General features: G+C 64.5%; 20 protein-coding genes. 5 read left to right on the forward strand and 15 right to left on the reverse strand.

All coding sequences use genetic code 11. The annotated features are described in order from the left end of the window. The first annotated feature begins 120 nt into the window (after window positions 1–120). Window positions 121–444, forward strand: a complete 324-nt coding sequence (locus ACYQR9_RS20075) for an MmcQ/YjbR family DNA-binding protein (protein ID WP_056433528.1) — start codon at window positions 121–123, stop codon at window positions 442–444. On the opposite strand, the gene glmM is transcribed toward ACYQR9_RS20075, so the two are convergent. The 6 genes from glmM to pal all read right to left on the reverse strand — a co-directional run bounded on the left by glmM (window position 441) and on the right by pal (window position 6,915). Continuing rightward, complete coding sequence (glmM, locus tag ACYQR9_RS20080; protein ID WP_461229852.1) at window positions 441–1,781, reverse strand: phosphoglucosamine mutase; 1,341 nt, start codon at window positions 1,779–1,781, stop codon at window positions 441–443. The two genes, ACYQR9_RS20075 and glmM, sit on opposite strands and share 4 nt — an antisense overlap. Before the next feature lie 117 nt (window positions 1,782–1,898). Further along, window positions 1,899–2,051, reverse strand: a complete 153-nt coding sequence (locus ACYQR9_RS20085; protein ID WP_461227811.1) for a hypothetical protein — start codon at window positions 2,049–2,051, stop codon at window positions 1,899–1,901. A gap of 209 nt (window positions 2,052–2,260) precedes the next feature. Then, window positions 2,261–4,180 (reverse strand): ATP-dependent zinc metalloprotease FtsH, encoded by a 1,920-nt coding sequence (ftsH, locus tag ACYQR9_RS20090; protein WP_027174054.1) that lies wholly within the window; start codon window positions 4,178–4,180, stop codon window positions 2,261–2,263. Between the two features lie 145 nt (window positions 4,181–4,325). Continuing rightward, entirely contained in the window at window positions 4,326–5,333 is a 1,008-nt protein-coding gene (tilS, locus tag ACYQR9_RS20095; RefSeq protein WP_461227812.1) for a tRNA lysidine(34) synthetase TilS, read from the reverse strand. Next, on the reverse strand, window positions 5,330–6,298 hold the full coding sequence (gene ybgF, locus ACYQR9_RS20100) for a tol-pal system protein YbgF (RefSeq protein ID WP_419952064.1): 969 nt from the start codon (window positions 6,296–6,298) through the stop codon (window positions 5,330–5,332). The genes tilS and ybgF overlap by 4 nt, the downstream gene beginning before the upstream one ends. 116 nt (window positions 6,299–6,414) lie before the next feature. Then, the gene (gene pal, locus ACYQR9_RS20105) at window positions 6,415–6,915 is read right to left on the reverse strand and encodes a peptidoglycan-associated lipoprotein Pal (RefSeq protein WP_018043035.1); all 501 of its coding nucleotides are present in this window, start codon (window positions 6,913–6,915) and stop codon (window positions 6,415–6,417) included. A gap of 817 nt (window positions 6,916–7,732) precedes the next feature. Here pal and ACYQR9_RS20110 point away from each other — a divergent pair. Then, a complete protein-coding gene (locus ACYQR9_RS20110; RefSeq protein WP_207411485.1) occupies window positions 7,733–8,140 on the forward strand; it encodes a response regulator in 408 nt (135 codons plus the stop codon). Here ACYQR9_RS20110 and ACYQR9_RS20115 read toward each other — a convergent pair. The 4 genes from ACYQR9_RS20115 to ACYQR9_RS20130 all read right to left on the reverse strand — a co-directional run bounded on the left by ACYQR9_RS20115 (window position 8,122) and on the right by ACYQR9_RS20130 (window position 11,815). Further along, window positions 8,122–9,192, reverse strand: a complete 1,071-nt coding sequence (locus ACYQR9_RS20115; RefSeq protein ID WP_461227813.1) for a diguanylate cyclase domain-containing protein — start codon at window positions 9,190–9,192, stop codon at window positions 8,122–8,124. The two genes, ACYQR9_RS20110 and ACYQR9_RS20115, sit on opposite strands and share 19 nt — an antisense overlap. A 143-nt stretch (window positions 9,193–9,335) precedes the next feature. Beyond that, window positions 9,336–10,259, reverse strand: a complete 924-nt coding sequence (gene hemC, locus ACYQR9_RS20120; protein ID WP_207411394.1) for a hydroxymethylbilane synthase — start codon at window positions 10,257–10,259, stop codon at window positions 9,336–9,338. 351 nt (window positions 10,260–10,610) lie between these two features. After that, window positions 10,611–10,910 (reverse strand): antibiotic biosynthesis monooxygenase family protein, encoded by a 300-nt coding sequence (locus ACYQR9_RS20125; protein WP_056433555.1) that lies wholly within the window; start codon window positions 10,908–10,910, stop codon window positions 10,611–10,613. Window positions 10,911–10,948: 38 nt separating this feature from the next. After that, window positions 10,949–11,815, reverse strand: coding sequence for a Kdo hydroxylase family protein (locus tag ACYQR9_RS20130; protein WP_056433558.1), 867 nt, complete (start codon window positions 11,813–11,815; stop codon window positions 10,949–10,951). 352 nt (window positions 11,816–12,167) lie between these two features. Between ACYQR9_RS20130 and ACYQR9_RS20135 the strand changes: the two genes are divergently transcribed. Beyond that, window positions 12,168–12,611 (forward strand): hypothetical protein, encoded by a 444-nt coding sequence (locus tag ACYQR9_RS20135; RefSeq protein WP_056433561.1) that lies wholly within the window; start codon window positions 12,168–12,170, stop codon window positions 12,609–12,611. Between the two features lie 115 nt (window positions 12,612–12,726). Then, window positions 12,727–13,005, forward strand: coding sequence for a hypothetical protein (locus ACYQR9_RS20140; protein ID WP_056433780.1), 279 nt, complete (start codon window positions 12,727–12,729; stop codon window positions 13,003–13,005). Between the two features lie 56 nt (window positions 13,006–13,061). Here ACYQR9_RS20140 and ACYQR9_RS20145 read toward each other — a convergent pair whose 3' ends face one another. After that, window positions 13,062–13,535, reverse strand: coding sequence for an Hsp20 family protein (locus ACYQR9_RS20145; RefSeq protein WP_461222941.1), 474 nt, complete (start codon window positions 13,533–13,535; stop codon window positions 13,062–13,064). Between the two features lie 179 nt (window positions 13,536–13,714). Between ACYQR9_RS20145 and ACYQR9_RS20150 the strand changes: the two genes are divergently transcribed. Further along, window positions 13,715–14,722 (forward strand): alpha/beta fold hydrolase, encoded by a 1,008-nt coding sequence (locus ACYQR9_RS20150; RefSeq protein ID WP_461229853.1) that lies wholly within the window; start codon window positions 13,715–13,717, stop codon window positions 14,720–14,722. Between the two features lie 20 nt (window positions 14,723–14,742). Here ACYQR9_RS20150 and hisN read toward each other — a convergent pair whose 3' ends face one another. From hisN to ACYQR9_RS20170, 4 genes are all read right to left on the reverse strand, one after another. Further along, complete coding sequence (hisN, locus tag ACYQR9_RS20155) at window positions 14,743–15,531, reverse strand: histidinol-phosphatase (protein WP_056433570.1); 789 nt, start codon at window positions 15,529–15,531, stop codon at window positions 14,743–14,745. A gap of 148 nt (window positions 15,532–15,679) precedes the next feature. Continuing rightward, entirely contained in the window at window positions 15,680–17,602 is a 1,923-nt protein-coding gene (locus ACYQR9_RS20160; protein WP_461227814.1) for an AI-2E family transporter, read from the reverse strand. Between the two features lie 248 nt (window positions 17,603–17,850). Beyond that, on the reverse strand, window positions 17,851–18,618 hold the full coding sequence (locus tag ACYQR9_RS20165) for a LamB/YcsF family protein (protein WP_461227815.1): 768 nt from the start codon (window positions 18,616–18,618) through the stop codon (window positions 17,851–17,853). Then, on the reverse strand, window positions 18,615–18,860 hold the full coding sequence (locus ACYQR9_RS20170) for a helix-turn-helix domain-containing protein (RefSeq protein ID WP_207411386.1): 246 nt from the start codon (window positions 18,858–18,860) through the stop codon (window positions 18,615–18,617). The genes ACYQR9_RS20165 and ACYQR9_RS20170 overlap by 4 nt, the downstream gene beginning before the upstream one ends. Between the last annotated feature and the right edge of the window lie 182 nt (window positions 18,861–19,042).

The following is a 19,042-nucleotide window of genomic DNA, read 5'->3' on the forward strand; positions in this document are numbered from 1 at the left end:
CTTTCTGAGTTCTTAGAGGGCCGCAAATTTACTGTCGCTCGTAGAAGCTGTCGAGATATCGCGGCACTTGCATTCGCGTGCCGCCTCGGTGGTTTTCGCGAGTAACGAGGCGGAGAGATCATGCGGCCTGAAGATGTACGCGCACTCGCTCTGATGCTGCCGGGGGTGGAGGAAGGCGCCCATATGGGCCAACCCGATTTCCGCATCGGCGGGCGGATCTTCGCAACCCTCTGGGTCGACGAAGAACGCGTTGTGCTGAAGTTCCCGGCCGAGCATCAGGCTTTTGTGGTCGAGGCCGAGCCGGACCTGTTCGATCCTGTCCCCGGCGCTTGGGGACGGCGTGGCTGGACCAGCCTGTCCCTGGATGGGGCCGATGAGGAGACGCTCAGAAGCGCTCTCCTCACGGCATGGCGCTGCCTCGCGCCGGAGGCGTTGCGCGATTAGGCCGCGGCTTTCGCGACGGCATCGACGATGTCGTCCACGACTTCCGTGACGAGGCTTCGATCATCGCCCTCAGCCATGACGCGAATGACCGGCTCGGTACCCGACGGACGTATGACGACGCGGCCGGTCTCGCCGAGACGCTCGCGGCCATGGGCGATGGCTGTCACGACCGCATCCTGCTGCAGCGGCGTACCAGAGCGGTAGCGCACGTTTCTGAGGATCTGCGGCAGCGGGTCGAAGCAATGGCAGACCTCGCTCACCGGCCGCTCCTGACGCTTGACCACGCTGAGAAGCTGAAGAGCCGCCACCAGACCGTCTCCGGTAGTGGCGTAATCCGACATGATGATGTGACCCGACTGCTCGCCGCCGAGATTGTAGCCATGCTCGCGCATGTGCTCGAGGACGTAGCGATCGCCGACCGCCGTGCGGGCGAGACCAAGGCCGATCCCCCCGAGGAACCGCTCGAGACCGAGATTGGACATGATCGTCGCGACGATGCCGGGCTGTGTCAGACGGTCGTCGTCCTTCCAGGACCGTGCCACGACAGCCATCAGTTGGTCTCCGTCCACCGACTGGCCCTTCTCATCGACGATGAGAACACGGTCTGCGTCGCCGTCGAGGGCGATGCCGATATCCGCCCGCAATTCCCGAACCTTGGCGGCAAGAGCGGCGGGAGCCGTGGATCCGACATCGTGGTTGATGTTGAAGCCATCGGGATCGACGCCGATGGCGATCACTTCCGCTCCGAGTTCCCAAAGGGTCTCCGGCGCAACGCGGTAGGCCGCGCCATTGGCGCAATCGACCACGACCCGCAGGCCGTCGAGGGTAACGTTGCGCGGCAGCGTACGCTTGGCAAATTCGATGTAGCGAGCATGCACGCTTTCGATTCGCTTGGCGCGGCCGAGGTCGCGTGAGCCGGCGAGCTTCTTGTGCAACTCCCCGTCGATCAAGGCTTCGATGGCGCGCTCGACATCGTCGTTCAGCTTGAATCCATCGGGACCGAAGAGCTTGATGCCGTTATCCTCGAACGGATTGTGCGACGCCGAGATCATAACCCCTAGATCGGCACGCATCGAGGGGGTGAGCATGGCCACGGCCGGCGTCGGCATGGGGCCGAGCAGCATCACGTCCATGCCCACCGAAGTGAACCCGGCAACGAGAGCCGTCTCGATCATGTACCCCGACAGGCGGGTGTCCTTGCCGATCACGACCCTGTGGCGGTGATCGCCCCGCTGGAAGACCAATCCTGCCGCTTGCCCCACCTTGAGGGCCAGCTCAGGGGTGATCACCCCGTTGGCACGGCCTCTGATGCCGTCTGTGCCGAAATACTTACGCACGTTCTTCAATCCCGATCGTCACAGCCCATCATAGCGGGTCTCACCTCGCTGAATGGTATCGAAGCATGGCAAACGAATGGTGGCCGGACGGGAGCCTAGCTCATCCCTCGTCGCGCGTCAGAAGGCCTGTGAAACAGCAATGATCAGCGAAACGAGGACAGCACCCTCGATCTGCTTGCCAATGCTGAAATAGTAAAGCTCGACACACTGCCCGGTCGCCATGTTCGCCTGCCAGAACCCGTCCGAACGCTCGTCAAGAGCAGGCTGCACGTCTCGAACGAATAGGCCAGCGGATCGAAAGCCAGGTCGAGTTTAACAAGCTTGTCCCTCACCTCCTCGTTGCTCGTCACGCCGGCAAGCGCCTCGCCGTACGGTCGATCTATCCGCGGTGCCGCCCGATTCGGCTTTCGGAAATCAAAAGAAAAGCGGCGAGGTCTCCCTCGCCGCTTTGATATCTCTGAAGAACGGACACCCTGGCATCACGCCTGGGGCTGAGGCTCCAGCCCGCCCTCGTTGTCCCGCGGCCGGCCGCGACCGGCGGACGGGACGGAAGAACCACGGATCGGAGTCGGTCCATCACCGGCATCACGGATGGGCGGCTTGCCTGCGATCAGGTTCTTGATCTCGTCACCCGAGAGGGTTTCGTATTCGAGAAGCCCCTGGGCCAGTGCTTCGAGATCGTCCTTATGCTCGCCGAGGATGCGGCGGGCTTCCTCGAGGCCGGTTTCCACAAGGCGGCGAACCTCTGCGTCGATCTTCTGGGCGGTGGCCTCGGAAACCGTCTGCTGACGGCCCATGGACATGCCGAGGAAGACCTCGTCGTTGTTCTCGCCATAGGCCACGGTGCCGAGCTCAGGCGAGAAGCCCCAGCGCGTCACCATCATGCGAGCGAGACGTGTCGCCTGCTCGATGTCTGACTGTGCTCCAGAAGTAACCTTGTCGGCGCCGAACGTCATCTCTTCGGCGATGCGACCTCCCATCATGATGGCGAGACGCGAGGTCATCTGCTCAAAGCTCATAGACAGCTTGTCGCGCTCCGGAAGCTGCATGACCATGCCCAGGGCCCGGCCACGCGGAATGATCGTCGCCTTATGGACGGGATCAGTGGCAGGCACGTTGAAGGCGACAATGGCGTGGCCACCCTCGTGATAGGCCGTGAGCCTCTTCTCGTCCTCGGTCATGACCAAGGTGCGCCGCTCCGCACCCATCATCACCTTGTCCTTGGCGTCCTCGAACTCGTGCATCGTGACGATGCGCTTGCCACGACGTGCGGCAAGTAGTGCCGATTCGTTGACGAGGTTCATCAGGTCGGCGCCGGAGAAGCCAGGGGTCCCACGCGCGATGACCTTGAGATCGACATCCGGAGCCAAAGGCACCTTGCGAACGTGAACGCGAAGAATGCGCTCGCGGCCGACGACGTCGGGGTTCGGCACCATGATCTGGCGGTCGAAGCGGCCCGGACGCAGCAGGGCGGGGTCGAGCACGTCGGGGCGGTTCGTGGCCGCAATGATGATCACGCCCTCGTTGGCCTCGAACCCGTCCATCTCCACCAGGAGTTGGTTCAATGTCTGCTCGCGCTCGTCGTTGCCGCCGCCGAGACCCGCGCCGCGGTGGCGACCGACAGCGTCGATCTCATCGATGAAGATGATGCAGGGCGCATTCTTCTTGGCCTGCTCGAACATGTCACGGACGCGGCTGGCACCGACGCCGACGAACATCTCGACGAAGTCCGAACCCGAGATCGTGAAGAACGGCACATTGGCTTCGCCCGCCACCGCACGGGCAATGAGGGTCTTACCCGTGCCGGGAGGGCCGACGAGGAGCACCCCGCGTGGAATGCGACCGCCGAGACGCTGGAACTTCTGCGGATCACGCAGGAACTCGACGATCTCCTGCAGGTCTTCCTTGGCTTCCTCCACGCCGGCGACGTCGTCGAAGCTCACGCGGCCAGAGGCCTCGGTGAGAAGCTTGGCCTTCGACTTTCCGAAGCCCATGGCGCGCCCGGCACCCGACTGCATCTGGCGGCTCAGGAAAATCCAGGCACCGATGAAAACCAGGATGGGCAGCCAGCTCACGAGAAGCTGGATGAACCAGGGCGTGTTGTCCGAGGGGGGACGTGCGGTGATCTGCACACCCTTGCTCTGCAGCTTCGACACCAGATTCGGGTCGTTGGGTGCATAGGAGGTGAAGTTGCCACCGCCGACATAGGTACCACTCACATCCTGCCCGGAGATCACCACCGTCTGGATCTTGCCGGAATCGGCATCATTCAGAAGCTGGCTATAGGCGATCTCACTGCCGCCGCCGCGATGTCCCGGATTTTGGAACAGGGTGACGAGGGCAAGCACGAGCAGGAAGATGACGACCCACAAGGCAAAATTGCGGAAGTTCGGGTTCATCGATCAATCCCTGGGGGCGTCCGGTCCCGCGCTTGGTGGGCGGATCACGCGGATGCATGTCGGCAATGTAGGCAGTGCCGCCTCCCTTGCCAAGTAAATCGGGCCTGCCTGCGGCAAGCCGGTCGGCGGAAAGGTGAGCGCGTCCCTAAGATGGGGACCGTCGCGCCGGTGCCGGAGAGAAGGAGAGGACGCCCTCGGCCCCAAGTTCGACGAGGATGCCCCGAAGCGTGCGTCGCATGGCGGTGCCTGCGGTGAGGGCCGGCCGAAGCTCTTCGAAGACGAGCCGCTCCATGCGTTCCAGGCGCCCTACCCCTCCCCCTCCGGCCTCGTTCAATGCGAGGTCGACGACGCGAATAAGGATCGCATCCGGAAGAGCGGCCAGTAGGCGGCCATCCAGGACAACGGCATCGGCGGTAAGGCGGAGCCTGATAAAGGTGGACTGCGCTGCATCGCGTAACGCGTCCTCGTCGCGAGACATGCGGGCCGCCAGACGGCAGAGCCGTTCGGCGTTGAGACCTTCCGCTGCGAGGTCGGGCATCAGTCGGCGTAAACGTGCACGTGCGAAGCGCTCATCCACATTCGAAGGATCGCTTGCGTATGCCAGCCCATGAGCCGAGCAGTAGGCGACGAGATACGCCTTTGGAATATGGAGGAAGGGTCTTGCAAGGCGCAGGCCCGGCGCAAGCTCACGGTCGCGCCGCATACCCGCGAGACCCGCTGGGCCGCTTCCGGCGAGGAGCCGCATCAGCACGGTCTCTGCCTGATCGTCAGCCGTATGGCCCGTCAGTATTGTGTCCGCGCCGATCCCCGTCGCGCATTCCGCCAGGAGGGCGTAGCGCGCCTGGCGTGCGGCGGCTTGAATACCCCGGCTAGGCTTGTCGCCGTCCCAGCTCAGGATGTGGTGCCTCAAACCAAGCGCCCGCGCAGTAATCCCGACGTTCCGGGCCTCGACGCCTCCCTCCGCACGAAGACGATGATCCACCGTCGCGACTTGGATCGGATGCGCCGCCCCGGACCGGGCGGCCGCATGCATCAATGCAGTAGAGTCCGGTCCGCCGGAAACTGCGATGAGCAGGTTGCGAGTTTCGAGATAGGGCTTCAGCGCCGTGACAAGCGTCGCGTCGATCCCGTCACCCGCTGGGGTGGCATTCAAGCGGCACAGCGGGCGCGTTTCTGCTCGCGAACCACGCTCTGGCGGACACCCTGCGCTGCGGACGGGAACTTCCGCTCCAGCTCGGCGAGAGTGGCGCAGGCCTGTTCCCGTGCGCCGAGTGCATTCAGAGATATTCCAAGCTTCAGCATCGCATCCGGCGCCTGGGGCGAGCGCGCGTAGTCCGTGGAGACCTTCAGAAACTGCTCGGCCGCCTCGCGGTTGCGGTTGCGCTGGAGGTAGCTCTCACCGAGCCAGTACGTCGCCGACGGCACCTGCGCGTCGCGCGGATGCGATTGAATGAACTGGCGTAGGCTCATCTCCGCCTGTTCGTAATGGCGTCCGGTGATGTAGCCGTAAGCCGTCTCGTAATCCGCCCTTGCATCGCCTGTCGTGGTGGCGGCTACGCTGGTCATCGGGCGCGACGGGCTCGCGAGAGCGCCCGTCGTAGGAACGCGCGACGGGGGCGTGAGGTCGACGGGGCCACCTAGGCCGGGAGGCGACAGGCCAGGCTCTTCGTCATCGGCATCTACCACGGTGGGCGGCACACTCGGTCCCCGAGACGGTGGTGCGGTCGCGATGGCAGCCGACGGCATAGTCGTGCCGAGCGGCATCGGCCCGCCGGGACGACCCGGATTCTGCTCGGGGTTGAAGGCATCGCTGCGCTTTTGCGGCTTGGCTTGTCCGGGATTGGTGCCTGACGGGGATGCGGCGGGCTTTCCAGCGCCACCCTTGCCTTCTTGCAGGCGATATTCGACGTCCTCTTGGAACTTGCGAAGCTGTTCCTTGAGTTGGCGATTCTCGTATTGCAGCGTCTCGATCTGACCAGCCATCTGACGGGACTGGTTCTCGATGCGGTTCAGACGGACGACAAATTCCGACGCATCCTGGGCCGTCGCCGAACCGCCGACGGTCAAGGGAGACAGGAACGTGAGAAAGGTGGACGCGATGAGCAGGCGGCGGAGCATGGGAATCGGCACCTGTGGTCGGATCGGACGAGGATGCATCGGCGGCGCCCCGCCGATAGCAGATGTGCCTGGACGCAGCAAAAGTGGGCCGCACCCGTAATGGCTAACCTACGTTCTCAGGAGCCGGCGCCCCGGTCGAGGACGGTCACGGCGCGGCGGTTCTGTGACCAGCAGGAGATGTCGTTGCACACGGCGACCGGGCGCTCTTTACCATAGGAAACCGTCCGCATCCGTCCGGCGGCGAGGCCGCGCGAGGACAGGTAATCCTTGACGGATTGGGCGCGGCGCTCGCCGAGCGAGAAGTTGTACTCGCGGGTGCCGCGTTCGTCGGCATGGCCTTCGACCAGAAAGGTGTAGCGGGGATAGCGCTGCAGCCACTGGGCCTGTTTGTCGAGGGTGGCGGTGGCGGTCGGCGTCAGATCGGTCGAATCCGATTCGAAAAAGACGCGGTCGCCGATATTGACGACGAAGTCCTGCGCGCTGCCCGGCGTATTGGCGCCTCCTGCGAAGCCCGAAGCGTCGGCAAGATCCTTGTCGTTTGTGCAGGCAGCGACACTGAGCGCGGCGCAAAGGGCCGCCGCGAGCGGAAACACGCGAAAGCGCGCGGTCATCGACATGGTCGTGGTCTCCTCGGGCGGGGTGTCCGGTTCCGGAGCGTCCCAGCGGGGTCGTTTGGTGGTAGGACCTATGTAGGTCGAGCGGGTTAAGCGAAGGTTCCGTCAACCTTGACGGGGTGTTTCAAAGACTGAAGTCCAGTCGCGGCGTGTGACGCTGAGCACCTCAATTCAACGAAACGACCTCGTGACCGGCGCGATACCCTGTGTCGCACCTGAAATGCGGCAGCTGCGCGACGAAAAAGCTGCTTGCTCCTCTCCTCCGACGGGTGTGTCTTCGGCGCAACGGATCATTGCGGTGAGGTGTTCGGAAGACGCGAAAGTGCTGTCACCCGTATGCGCCCAAGACGGCAAGCGCGTCGAGCGCGCGCTTGGCGGCGACCCGGCCTTCCTGCAGCGGGACGTCGATATCACCGCCATTGAGGCAAGCTTGAGCGATCGCCGAACAGCACCGCGAGAGGTCGACGAAGCCGAGAGCCCCACTCGATGCCAGGAGTGCATGGGCGTCCTGCCCGATGGCGATCCGATCGTCGTTCCCTGCTCGAAACCGGATTCGGATCTCGACGATGAGCAGGGACAGAAGCTGCATCAAGTGGTCGCGTCCAAGCAGGTCTTCGAGTTCGGCGAGCGTAGCTTCATTGCAGACCGCCCACCTCCCCTTCTCCGCCGTTGGCTCCAACGCTGCCTCGCGCATCGTCACACGGTCTCCAAACGACCCCCCGTCCACGTTGCGAGCGACACCCGAGTCGATGCGACCGTTGATGGAAGCTTAACCATTAATGCAGCCATTTGTTGGTGTAGGATAGGGTCGATGGCCGGAATGAGTGGCACACCGAAAGTTCTGATCGTCGAGGATAATTTCCTTCTGCTGGATATGTTGACGATCCAGTGCGAGCGCGCTGGTCTCGCAGTCGTCGCCGCGTCAAGCGGAGAAGACGCTTTGACGCTTCTCAGGATTCATGGCGTCGATATCGACTGGTTGCTGACCGATATCAATCTCGCGGGGATGATAGACGGATGGACGGTGGCTCTTGCCTTCCGCGAGGTTCGCCCCGACCGCCCGGTGATCTATGCATCGACGAATGCTTATTTTGACCGCAGGCCCCTTCGGGGAAGCCTTTCGGTCCGCAAGCCGTTCCAGATCCGCGAAATCGTCGCGCTTGCCCGAATGATGGCAGCTGAGCGAGGCTTGCCGCCCAGATCCGTTTCTCACCACGTATCAGCGTGAGGCGGTCGCAAGTGTTCTGCCGGAGGGGCTAGCCGGAACGTCCCCCGCCCTTCCGCCTTGGCCGCATACAGCGCCATGTCGGCCTCGGCGAAGATGTCTTCCGATTTGTGGCGTGCCATCATGGCGATGCCGATCGACACTCCGATCGTGAAGGTCCCCTGCCCCCAAGCGATGGGCGGCGCCATGGCAGCGATGATACGCTCCGCCAAGACGGCGAGGAGGGGAGGATCGATGGTGGCGTCCACCACGATGCCGAACTCGTCCCCCCCGATACGCGCCACGAACTCGGTGTGACGGCACGTCTCCATAAGACGTCGCCCGACCTCCGTAAGACAAGCATCACCGGCCATATGGCCATGTGTGTCGTTGACGTGTTTGAAGCCGTCGAGGTCGAGGAGCAACAAAGCTCCCATTCTGCCCATAGCTGTGAGCCGATTATAGAAAACGGTGCGGTTCGGCAGGCCCGTCAGCGTGTCGAACTCTGCGAGATAACGGGTCCGGTCTGCGAGGATCTTTTCCTCGGTGATGTCCTGCTTCATGCCGAAGATACGGACCGGGATTCCGCTGTCGCATTCCACCGTTGCGGTCAGGCGGATCCAGCGGCGGTTGCCTGCGACGGTCATAATTTCGGCGTCGAGGGTAAAGCCGCCGCGTTCGGAGATGGCCTGGCTGCGGAGCGCCTCGAGGCGGATGCGCGACGCCGGGCTGTAGCATGCCAGGGTCGTCTCGCGGTCCACCGGCGAGCCCACCGGCAGATCGAACATCCTGTAGACGGCATCGGTCCAGGTCAGTGCCTCGTCTTCGAGGCGGCATTCCCAGACTCCGATTTTGGCTACGGCGGAGGCGCGTTCGAAGATTTTCCGGCTATGGGCGAGGGACACTGCCTGTGCGTCGATGAAACGGGCTTGTTCCTCGACACGCGCCTGCAGGCTGGCGATCAGCGCTGCATCGCCATTTTGCTCGATCGTGAACTCTCCGAGACCGGCGGGATCCCCGTCGAGACGGATCAGTACGGTTGAGCAGGGCGATAGGGCGGTGCGGACCTCATGCATCGGTATTCTCGGGCCGCGAAGTGTATGAGATTGTACGCAGACAGTACCGGACGAGCGATTAACCGTTCCTCTTCCGCCCGCAAGGCGCGGAGATGCCGCGCCCGACCGGATACCAAGCTCCCGCGACCGATGCGTGCGCCAAGCTATTGCAGATGCTTGGCGTAGGTGTCGCCAGCGGCACGTTTCAGCTCGGCGCCGGCGTCCTGTCCGATTCCGGCCGCATCGGATACCGCGCCAGAGCGGTGGACCGCCCAATGAGCGCTGCCGTCGGGCAGGAACAACAGGCCGTTCAGGGTCAGCACCCCGCCGTCGATCCGTGCCAGGGCCGCGATGGGTGTGCGGCACGACCCGTCAAGCTCCGCAAGAAGACCTCGCTCGGCATCGAGTTCAGCCATGGCCGTCGGGGACCGGAGGGGGGCAAGCAGGGCTCGAACATCGGAATCCGCCTCCCGACATTCGATGCCGAGGGCGCCCTGCGCCACGGCGGGGAGCATCTCGTCCACAGACAGGACGCTCCGTGCCATGTCGGCCATGCCGAGGCGTTCGAGACCGCAAAGGGCCAGAAGCGTCGCCTCGCATGTGCCCTCCTGGAGCTTGCGCATTCTTGTGTTGGCGTTGCCGCGCATGGGGACGATGCGCAGGTCCGGCCTGCGCATGAGAACCTGGGCGGCCCGGCGCAGGGAAGAAGTGCCCACGCGTGCGCCTGGTGCGAGGCCGGCAAAGCCCTCGGCTTGCGCGGAGAGGAATGCATCGCGTGGATCGTCCCGTTCCAGGATGCAAGCGATGACCAGCCCCTCGGGTAGCCAGGTTTCGACATCCTTCATGGAATGCACGGCCACGTCGACCACGTCGGCGAAGAGGGCCTGTTCAAGCTCCTTCGTGAAAAGTCCCTTGCCGCCGATTTCGGACAGGGGGCGGTCGAGGATGCGGTCGGCGACCGTGTTCACCACCACCAGCTCCGTTTCCAGCCCCGGATTTGCGGCCACGATCTTGTCGCGGACCATTCCCGTCTGCGCGAGAGCCATGGGGCTGCCGCGGGTGCCAATGCGGAGGGGGCGCTGAATCATGGGCGATGGACGCCTGTGCAAGGACGCTTCGGATAAGACCGCCTCTGTCGAGGACGGTATCCTTCAGTAAGCAGTCGGCGATCCGCTGTCACGGTGGCGGAGGCTTTGCGCGAGCCGCGCGCCAGGGAGTGAAGGAAATCTATTAACCCACCCCGATCATCGAATCCTGATGAAAGGAAGCCGATCGTGTTTCGACCTCTAACGAAAAGAGAGATGGCTTCGAGCAAGCTCGAACGTTTCCGCGATACGCATTTTCCTTAGGATGATGCGGGGCTGCTGGCGGACAGCAGCTTGCTCCTCCTGCCCGTTCCCCTCGGGGCATGATGCCGCCGGTCATGACGGGCCTGGACGTCAGAACGCCTGCAGGGTCAGTTCCGTATGCTCGACGCTCGGCGGTCCCTCGAAGAAAGGGGATACCATAGCGCGGTAATCCTTCCAGGCCTGCGAGCCCGTGAAGAGTTCTGTATGGTCCGCGAGGGTCTCCCACTCGATCAGCAGTCGATAGCGTTGCGGCTTCTCAACGGAACGACGAACAGCGAAGCTCCTGCATCCCTTGGCGACCTTGAAGATTTCGGATGCCTTGGCGATGTTCGCCTCGAAATCAGCTTCCATGCCGGCTTTGATTTCGATCTGTGCGATTTCGAGGATCATGGCGTGGCCCTAAACTCGGTTTCTGTATCGGTGAAATCTCAACGCAGTTTGCGGCCGAGTTTCTTGGCAAGGATCCGCTGTGGGCTGAGTTCCGGATCCGCTTGGCTCGTGACGGGCAGGTAGGCCGTCTGTTCCAGCATGTAGCGGCCGCCCATGGCGCCGTGCATGACGAGGTCCGAGAACGTCACCCAGGTCTGGCCCGGTGCAAATTGCACATCGGCCTGGGGACCTTTCTGCTGGTACTCCATGTCCTGCTTGAGCGCGTCATGGAGATGAAGCATCAGGTGGTCGTATTCGGAGCGGCGCGCCTTGGTGATACGCAGCGTGGCCAACAGCCGCGCGGATAGCGGCGAGTAGCCCGGCAAGCGCGGCAAGAATTTTTCAGCCATCGAGCCGAAATCTTCGCCTACCCGCCACAGGCGCGGTTGGCCGTTGGGGTTGATGTTGCGGAAAATACGCAGGATGCGCTTCTCGCCGATCGGATTCGACGGAAAGGCATCCACATGCAGACGGGTGTCGTCGCGGCGCCAACTGAGCTTGCGCTGATCCACCTCGAACGGACGGTAGGAGGTGCCAGCCAGCGTGACTTTGCCGGTATAGGCCGGCAGATGGCGGTCGATGAGCCCTTGGGCGAAGGCCTTGTAGCGGATGAGAAGCTGACGCAGCGCTTCCTGTTCCTCCGGCGTCCCGGCGGCACCTCTCAGGGCGGCCTCCTTGCCGCGGATGTTCACATTCTTGGCCTTGCCGTCAGCGAAGGGTCGTTCGACGAAGCGCTTTTCGAAATCGCTGAACGGGAAGTCCTCGTCATGGAAGACCAGGACCGACCCGTTCTCCAAGGCTTCGACGAGGGAGGGAGCGCCGGGCGCTGACCCGTCGCGGGCGACGGAAAGGATCGGGCTGATCATTGGGGAAGCGTCCTCGAAAGCCGCGTGTGCCGCGCGGTTTAGCCGAAGCCCGGGCTTTCCGCCAAGGGTTGGCCGTCAAAGGTAAGACGGTAAGGGCCAGTCACTACGGAATGAGTACGAGTCGGTCCCTTCACGGGCGATGACGCGCGCTGGAACAGCGACGCTACCGAGAGTGACGTGCGGCGGATTAGTAGTGGATGAAGTCTTCACCCGGTTGCCATCGGCCCTGTGCCGGCTCAACCATGCTCGATCGACTAATGGCGTCCGTCGCAACCTTGGCGCATGCCCGATCGTTCTCTCGGTGGCGGGCAGGTCCTAAGGTCCGGCCGCGACGGCAACGAGGAAGCCGACGATGGCGACGTTGAAGGAATTCGAGGAGGCCCTGCGAGAGCAGGGTATGAACATGGCGCTGGCCCTGCTGCAGCGCCTGCGCGAGCGCGATCGAGCGACCCGGACGATCAAGCCGGCGAGACGCCTCACGGGGCAGAAGATGACACCGGAACTGGCCCGGGCCATCCTCGACCTTCACGCTTCCACGGGAATGACCCAGCAGGAGATCGCCTTCAAGGTCGGCGTGAACCAGGGACGGGTCAACGAGGTCATCAAGCGCGGCAAGTGGCTGAACGAGGATCCGCAGGCTCCCGAAGCCGTAGCCCGCGACAAGGCAAAGGCTAGGATGCGCGGCGAGCCGAAAACGCAGCGAACCGCGCCGAAGCCTACGGTCCGTAAGGACCGGCCGATAGCTGCTCGTCCTAGGCAGAGCCCACAGGGACAACTCGCCTTCGGAGACCTGTGAAGCCCCTGTGAAACTTGGCTGATCGGCTTCGAGTTACCCTGGTCGGGCGGTGCTCTCGCGTCGTCGAACACGGGGGCATCGGATTGTGGTCAGGATCTTCAAGTCCATCTGCGGCATGTGTGCCGCGATCGGCGTCGCTTCGCCGGCTATCGCGCAACGGGCATCCACACTCGATATGACGTGCCCAGAGGCCCGATCCGTCGTGTCGCGCAACCGCGGCATCGTTCTTGGGACGGGTGGAGCGACCTATGACCGTTTCGTGCGTGACCGGGGTGCTTGCGAAGTGACCGAGATCACAATCCCCGCCTATGCGCCCACGCGCGACACGCCGGATTGCTTCATTGGCTATCGATGCAGGGAGCCCGGCCGAGGAGACCGGTTCGACGGGTTCTGACACGCAAGAGCGCCCCGACCAGGGGATCGGGGCGCTCTCTATCAAAAGACGATCGATTAGGCCGCTTCTTGCACCTGACCCTCGATCACGGGTGCCTTGGTGGCAGCCGACGTGGCGATCTGGATCTGGCGAGGCTTCTTGGCCTCCGGAATCTCGCGGACGAGATCGATATGGAGCAACCCGTTCTCCAGGGCTGCGCCCGTCACCTGCACGTAATCGGCAAGCTGGAACCGACGCTCGAAGCCACGGGCGGCGATGCCCTGATGCAGAACCTCGACCTTTCGGCTGGCATCCGGCTTACGCTCACCTTTGAGCGAGAGAGCGTTTTCCTTCACCTCGATGGTAAGGTCTGCTTCGGTGAAGCCTGCTACCGCGACCGTGATGCGGTAAGCGTTCTCGCCTGTGCGCTCGATGTTGTAGGGTGGGTAGGTCGGGACCGCGTCGGCGCTCACGAATTGATCGAGGGCCGAGAACAAACGGTCGAAGCCGACAGTAGAACGATAGAGGGGAGCAAGATCGAACTGGCGCATGACATATTCTCCGTAGGAAGCAACATGTAACGTTATCGTCCGCCCAAAGGGCCGGACTATTGCGCCGCCGTATCGGCCGGCGCTCCTCCAATATCGGAGGCGTAGCGATAGGCTTCAAGAGTTTGGATACCCCGTTGCATGGAAATTTTGATGCTGCTCCTCTTGTTCGGACCCCGCCCATGCTGAGCCTTGCTTCCACCCCCGGAAATCCAGTTCCCCCGGGGGGAACACTGGTCTCTGTTCAGACGGATGACGGAGTACGGCTGAGGGCGGTTCACTGGCGCCCCACAACGCGCCTCGCCAAAGGGACGGTGTGCCTGCTTCAGGGCCGGGCCGAGTTCATCGAAAAGTACTACGAAACCATCACGGATCTGCGCCGGCGCGGCTTCGCGGTCGTAGCGTTCGATTGGCGTGGTCAGGGCGAATCGCAGCGGCAAGTCACCGATGCGCATCGTGGCCACGTCGCACGGTTCGACAATTATCGCCACGATCTCAAAGCGATAGAGGAAGCGATCCTGCGGCCGTTGATGCCACATCCGCATATGGGCCTCGCCCATTCAATGGGTGGCGCCGTGGCTTTGACCGGTGCGATGGACGGATGGCTCCCCTTCGCCCGTCTCGTGACCGTGGCACCGATGTTGTCGATCCGGATGATCCGTTTCCCGGCGGCGTCCTTCTTTCTCGCCCGTCTGCTGCATGCGCTGGGGCTCGGGCGCAGTTATATCCCGTTCGGCAAACCGACCTCGATGGCGACGAAACCGTTTGCAGGAAACCGACTCTCGGGTGATTCCGCCCGCTATGAACGCAATGCCCAGGCGGCCCGGGCGGTGGGCACTGGCGCCGTGGGCGACCCAAGCGTGGCCTGGATCGTCGGTGCGTTCAGGGCGATGGAGAAGCTCGCCGATCCGCGAAAGGCCGCCTCGATCCGCATCCCGATCCTCGTGATCGGCGCTGGCGCCGACCCTGTTTGCGATACCGCCATCACGGAGCGGTTCGTCGGCCGCCTTTCCTCCGGGTTTCTCCTCGTCCTGCCCGATGCCCGGCATGAGATCCTCTCGGAGCGTGACGCGATCCGGGATGATTTCTGGGCGGCTTTCGATGCCTTCGTGCCGGGGTCGGTGGTCACGCCGTCGCGAGTGGAGCACGCCGATACGGGGCGGTCAGCCGCTGCCGCAATGCTGCCCTAGAACCCGCGCGGTTCAGGACTTCACGGGTTGAGGTGGCGCAGGGCCGCGGCGTGTAGCCGGACGTCCCCGGCGGCGACGATGCGGCCGCCTTTCGCGGCCGAACTGCCATCCCAGGCGGTGATGACACCGCCGGCACCCTCGATGATCGGGATCAGCGCGACGATGTCGTGCGGCTTTAGGCCGGCCTCCACCACGAGGTCGATCTGCCCCGCCGCGAGCATGCAATAGGCGTAGCAATCGGTGCCGTAGCGCGACATCCGCACCGCGCCCTCAATGCTTTGGAAGCGATCCTGCTCGTCGCCCGGCGCGAACAGGCGCGGGTCCGTGGTGGCGAGCAGCGCATCGGCGAGGCGCTCGCAGCGGCGGGTCATGAGCTTGCGCGGGCCGCGAATGCCGTGGAACGTGGCACTGGCTCCATCGCCCACGAAGCGCTCGCCGAGATAGGGCTGGTTCATCAGCCCGCGCACCGGCACGCCGTCATGGAGCAGGCCGATCAGCGTTCCCCAGGTGGGGAGCCCCGTGATGAAGGCGCGGGTGCCGTCGATCGGGTCGAGGACCCAGACGCATTCGGCATCCGCATGGTCGGAGCCGAACTCCTCGCCGACGATGCCGTGGGTGGGAAAGGTACTCCTGATCCGGCCGCGCAGGATGGTCTCTGCCGCCCGGTCGGCTTCGGTGACCGGATCGAAGGCGCCGGTGCCCCTGCCCTTGTCGTCCATGCCGAACGAAGCGCGGAAGAAGGGCAGGATGGCCTGACCCGACTCGGTGGCGAGATCTTCCATGAACCGTGCGAGATCGACGACGCTCATCGACGGGCCTCCTGTCCGAACCGTGTCCGCCACGGAAGCGACGATGGGCCGGCCGCGTCAAGCCCGACACGCCCCGAACGACCGCCATGACGCCGGTGGTTCGACCGCCATCGCCCGGCCTTTCGACCGCAACGGACGGCCTCTTCCGTCAGGTCGCCAGGGCGGCCGTGACGGGGGCCGATGGCGGTGGCTCGGGCGCGGACGAGCCCGCCTTGTCGGCTCCCACAATCGTGCCGGCCTGGGCGAGGACGGCCTGCAATGTGGAATCGAGGGACGAGACGTGCACGTCGCCGCCGATCGCCGCGCGCTGACCTTCGTCGTTGAGGATCTCGTGATCCGCCTGCCACAGGCCGACGACGATGGGCAGGTCCGGCATGCGCCGCTTCAGCCGCCCGACGAGGCGGCGTAGATGCGTCGGCTCCCCGCTGATGGCGAGCGACACGATGCAGATCATCCGGGCCGGGCCGGGGTCGAAACTGTCTATCTGGGCTCGCGCCACATCGGAGAAGGGCACGATTCGCGTGCCGATGCCGCGCTTGCTCAGGAGTTGGGCCAGGATCGAGCAGGCCGATTCGTCGACGAAGCTGCGCCCCGTCACGCATAGGACCGCACCGTCCTGCTTCCAGGCCTCGGGGATGTCGTCGGGAATGGCGAAGTCGTCGTCGGGCACCTCGGTCTCCCGGCGGTCGAGCCCGGCGATGAGGACCGCGACCGTGTCCCGGATATCGTTCTTCTGCTCCGGGGTGAGCACACCGCGGGCCGCGTCGCGGGCAGCGAGCTCGAGGCCTTTCAGCACCACGTCGTCGTAATAGGAGGAGAGTGAGCACTCCTTGAGGATCAGCTCGGCATGCTCCTCGGCCTCTTCCGGGTCGTCGGCGAGGATGCGTTGGTAGAAGTTCTCCACCGGGGTCAGGGCAGGCCGGTCGCCGAACAGCACGTCGAGGAATTCGAGCTTGTCCACATGGCGGCCGAGAACGACGAGGCAGACGGTGAGCGGCGTCGACAGCAGCAGGCCGACCGGCCCCCACAGCCATGTCCAGAACAGCGCCGAGACCAGCACGGCGAAGGGCGACATGCCGGTAGACTGGCCATAGAGCATCGGCTCGATGACATGCCCCGTCAGCGGTTCGAGGATGAGGAACACCGCCAGGGTGGCGATGACCATCGACCAGCCGGGATCGACCGCCGCCGCCAGCGCCAGGGGGAACAGGGCCGCCAGGGCCGCGCCGATATAGGGGACGAACCGCATCAGCGCCGAGAAGATGCCCCAGAGGGCCGGGTTGGGCACGCCAATGACGGAGAGACAGATCCCGATCACCAGGCCGAAGGCGGCGTTGAGCGCGAGCTGGACCAGGAAGTAGCGGCTGAGACGCCGCGCGGCGTCGTCCATCGCCACGGTGGTCCGGTGGAGATCGCTCGACCCGACGAGGCGGATCATTCGGTCGCGCAAATCTTCGCGCTGCATCAGCAGGAACAGCAGCACGATGAAGACGATGCCGATTGTGGCCAGCGGATGCAGGATCGGCGACAGGATGGTGTTGGCCAGCGCCAGCGGGTCCGGCGCCCGCTCCTTCATCTCGACGAGGACCGGTTTCTCGGGCGGCGGAGCGTTGGGCTTCCCGGCCTCGGGCTTCGGAGTCTCGGGCTTCGTGCTCTCCTCCCCGCCCTGGTGCATGGTCCGGCCGATATTGGCGACGTAATCGGCCATCCGCCCGGCCGGGCTATCGCGCAGGCCTTCGACCTTCTGCTCGATGGTCGCGCGGTAGCGGGGCACATCCTTGGCCAGATCCGCCAGCTGGACTCCGATGAGGGTGGCCAAAGCCGCCGCGACCCCGAGAGCCATGACGACGGAGGTCGCCACCGACAGGAACCGCCCGAAGCGCAGGCGCCGCAACAGGTAGACGATGGGGCCCAGCACGAAGGAGAGCAGGACCGCGATGGCGATGGGAATGAGGACGTCGCGGCCGATATAGAGGCCGGAGACGATCAGCGCGGTGACGATGAGGGGCGAAACCAGCGAGGGCGGGAGCGATTCGGCCGCCGCGATGCGCGTTGCCCGGGGCGGCAGCATCTGATCCCGCAGAGGTGTCGCACGAGAAATGCCGGTTTTGCCACTCGTGGAACTCTTGGCACCCGCGGACCCCGCCTTCGGCGCCTGCGGCGATGCGGCTTCAGCCGGGGTGGTTGTCGCCATGTCGGTTCCGTCTCAACGCTACGCACACGATGTCGCGGCAATCTCGCCAGCGTAATCGCCATGAGGAACGGAGTATCGGCGGGAAACGATCCCTGCTTCCTGCAAGCTTTGCATTCATTCCGGCATCAGGCGGCGTTGAACGCGGCCAGTGCGAAGCCCGCTTCTCCGAGGGTGAGCCTGACCGCGCGCGCCGTCTCCACCGCTCGTGGCGTATCCCCATGGACGCAGATCGTATCGATCGACACTGCGATCCGGCGGCCGGACAGGGTGATCACCGCGCCCTCCTCCACCATGCGGCGGACCCGCGCCGCCGCCTCGGCCGCATCGTGGATCACGGCCCCGGCAAGTGAGCGCGCGCAGAGTTGCCCATCGTCGGCATAGGCCCGGTCGGCATAGATTTCCCGCACCACGGCGAGACCGGCATCGAGAGCCGCGCGCTCGGCCGCGAGGCCCGGCATCACCACCAGGGGCAGAGTCCGGTCGACGGCGAGGACCGCCCGCGCCAGAGCCTTCGCCACATCCGCATCGGAGTTCGACAGGTTGGCGAGGGCTCCGTGCGCCTTCACATGGGTGACGCGATGATGGCCGAGGGCCGCACAGGCCTGGAGCGCGCCGATCTGGTAGGCCACCCCGGCCTCGATCTCCCCCGCGCTCTCGGCGATGACACGACGACCGAAACCGCGAAGATCCTGAAATCCCGGATGGGCGCCGATAGACACGCCGCGAGCCTTGGCCGCCGAGGCGGTGGCGACCATGATCGCGGGATCGCCGCCATGGAAGCCGCAGGCGACGTTGGCCGAGGTGACGAGATCGAGGAGCGCTGCGTCGTCGCCGAGCGTGTAGGGTCCGTAGCCCTCGCCGAGATCGGCGTTGAGGTCGATGCGGCGGCTCATGCGGCCCGTGCCGGCCGCGCCCGCAGCATCACCCCGAACCCTTCGTCCTCGTCGCCGATGAAACGGACGCCCTCCCCTTCGAGGGCGTTGCGGATAGCGTCGAGCGTTCGGTTGCGCGGGGCGACCTGGTCGCTCTCGATCATGTTGAGAGTGACGATGGAGAGGGAGGCCCGCGCCGCGAGCGTCCCTTGCGTCCATTTCAGCAACCCGCGCCCGGCGCGGATCTGAGCGGATGTGATCATGCTCAGGAGATGGACCGAACTGTAAGATTTTTCAAGTTTCGCCTTGACTGGACCGGAGCGCGACTCTAATCACCCCGCCATCGGCCTGCCGGGCCGGTGATCGAGGGTTATCGCACCATTTCCGACGTCCGCGGTCGCGAGCCGTGGGGGCCTCGAGGCCCAGTCGTCCTCGATCGTTCATG

The sequence above is a fragment of the Methylobacterium sp. CM6241 genome (genome assembly GCF_054817845.1).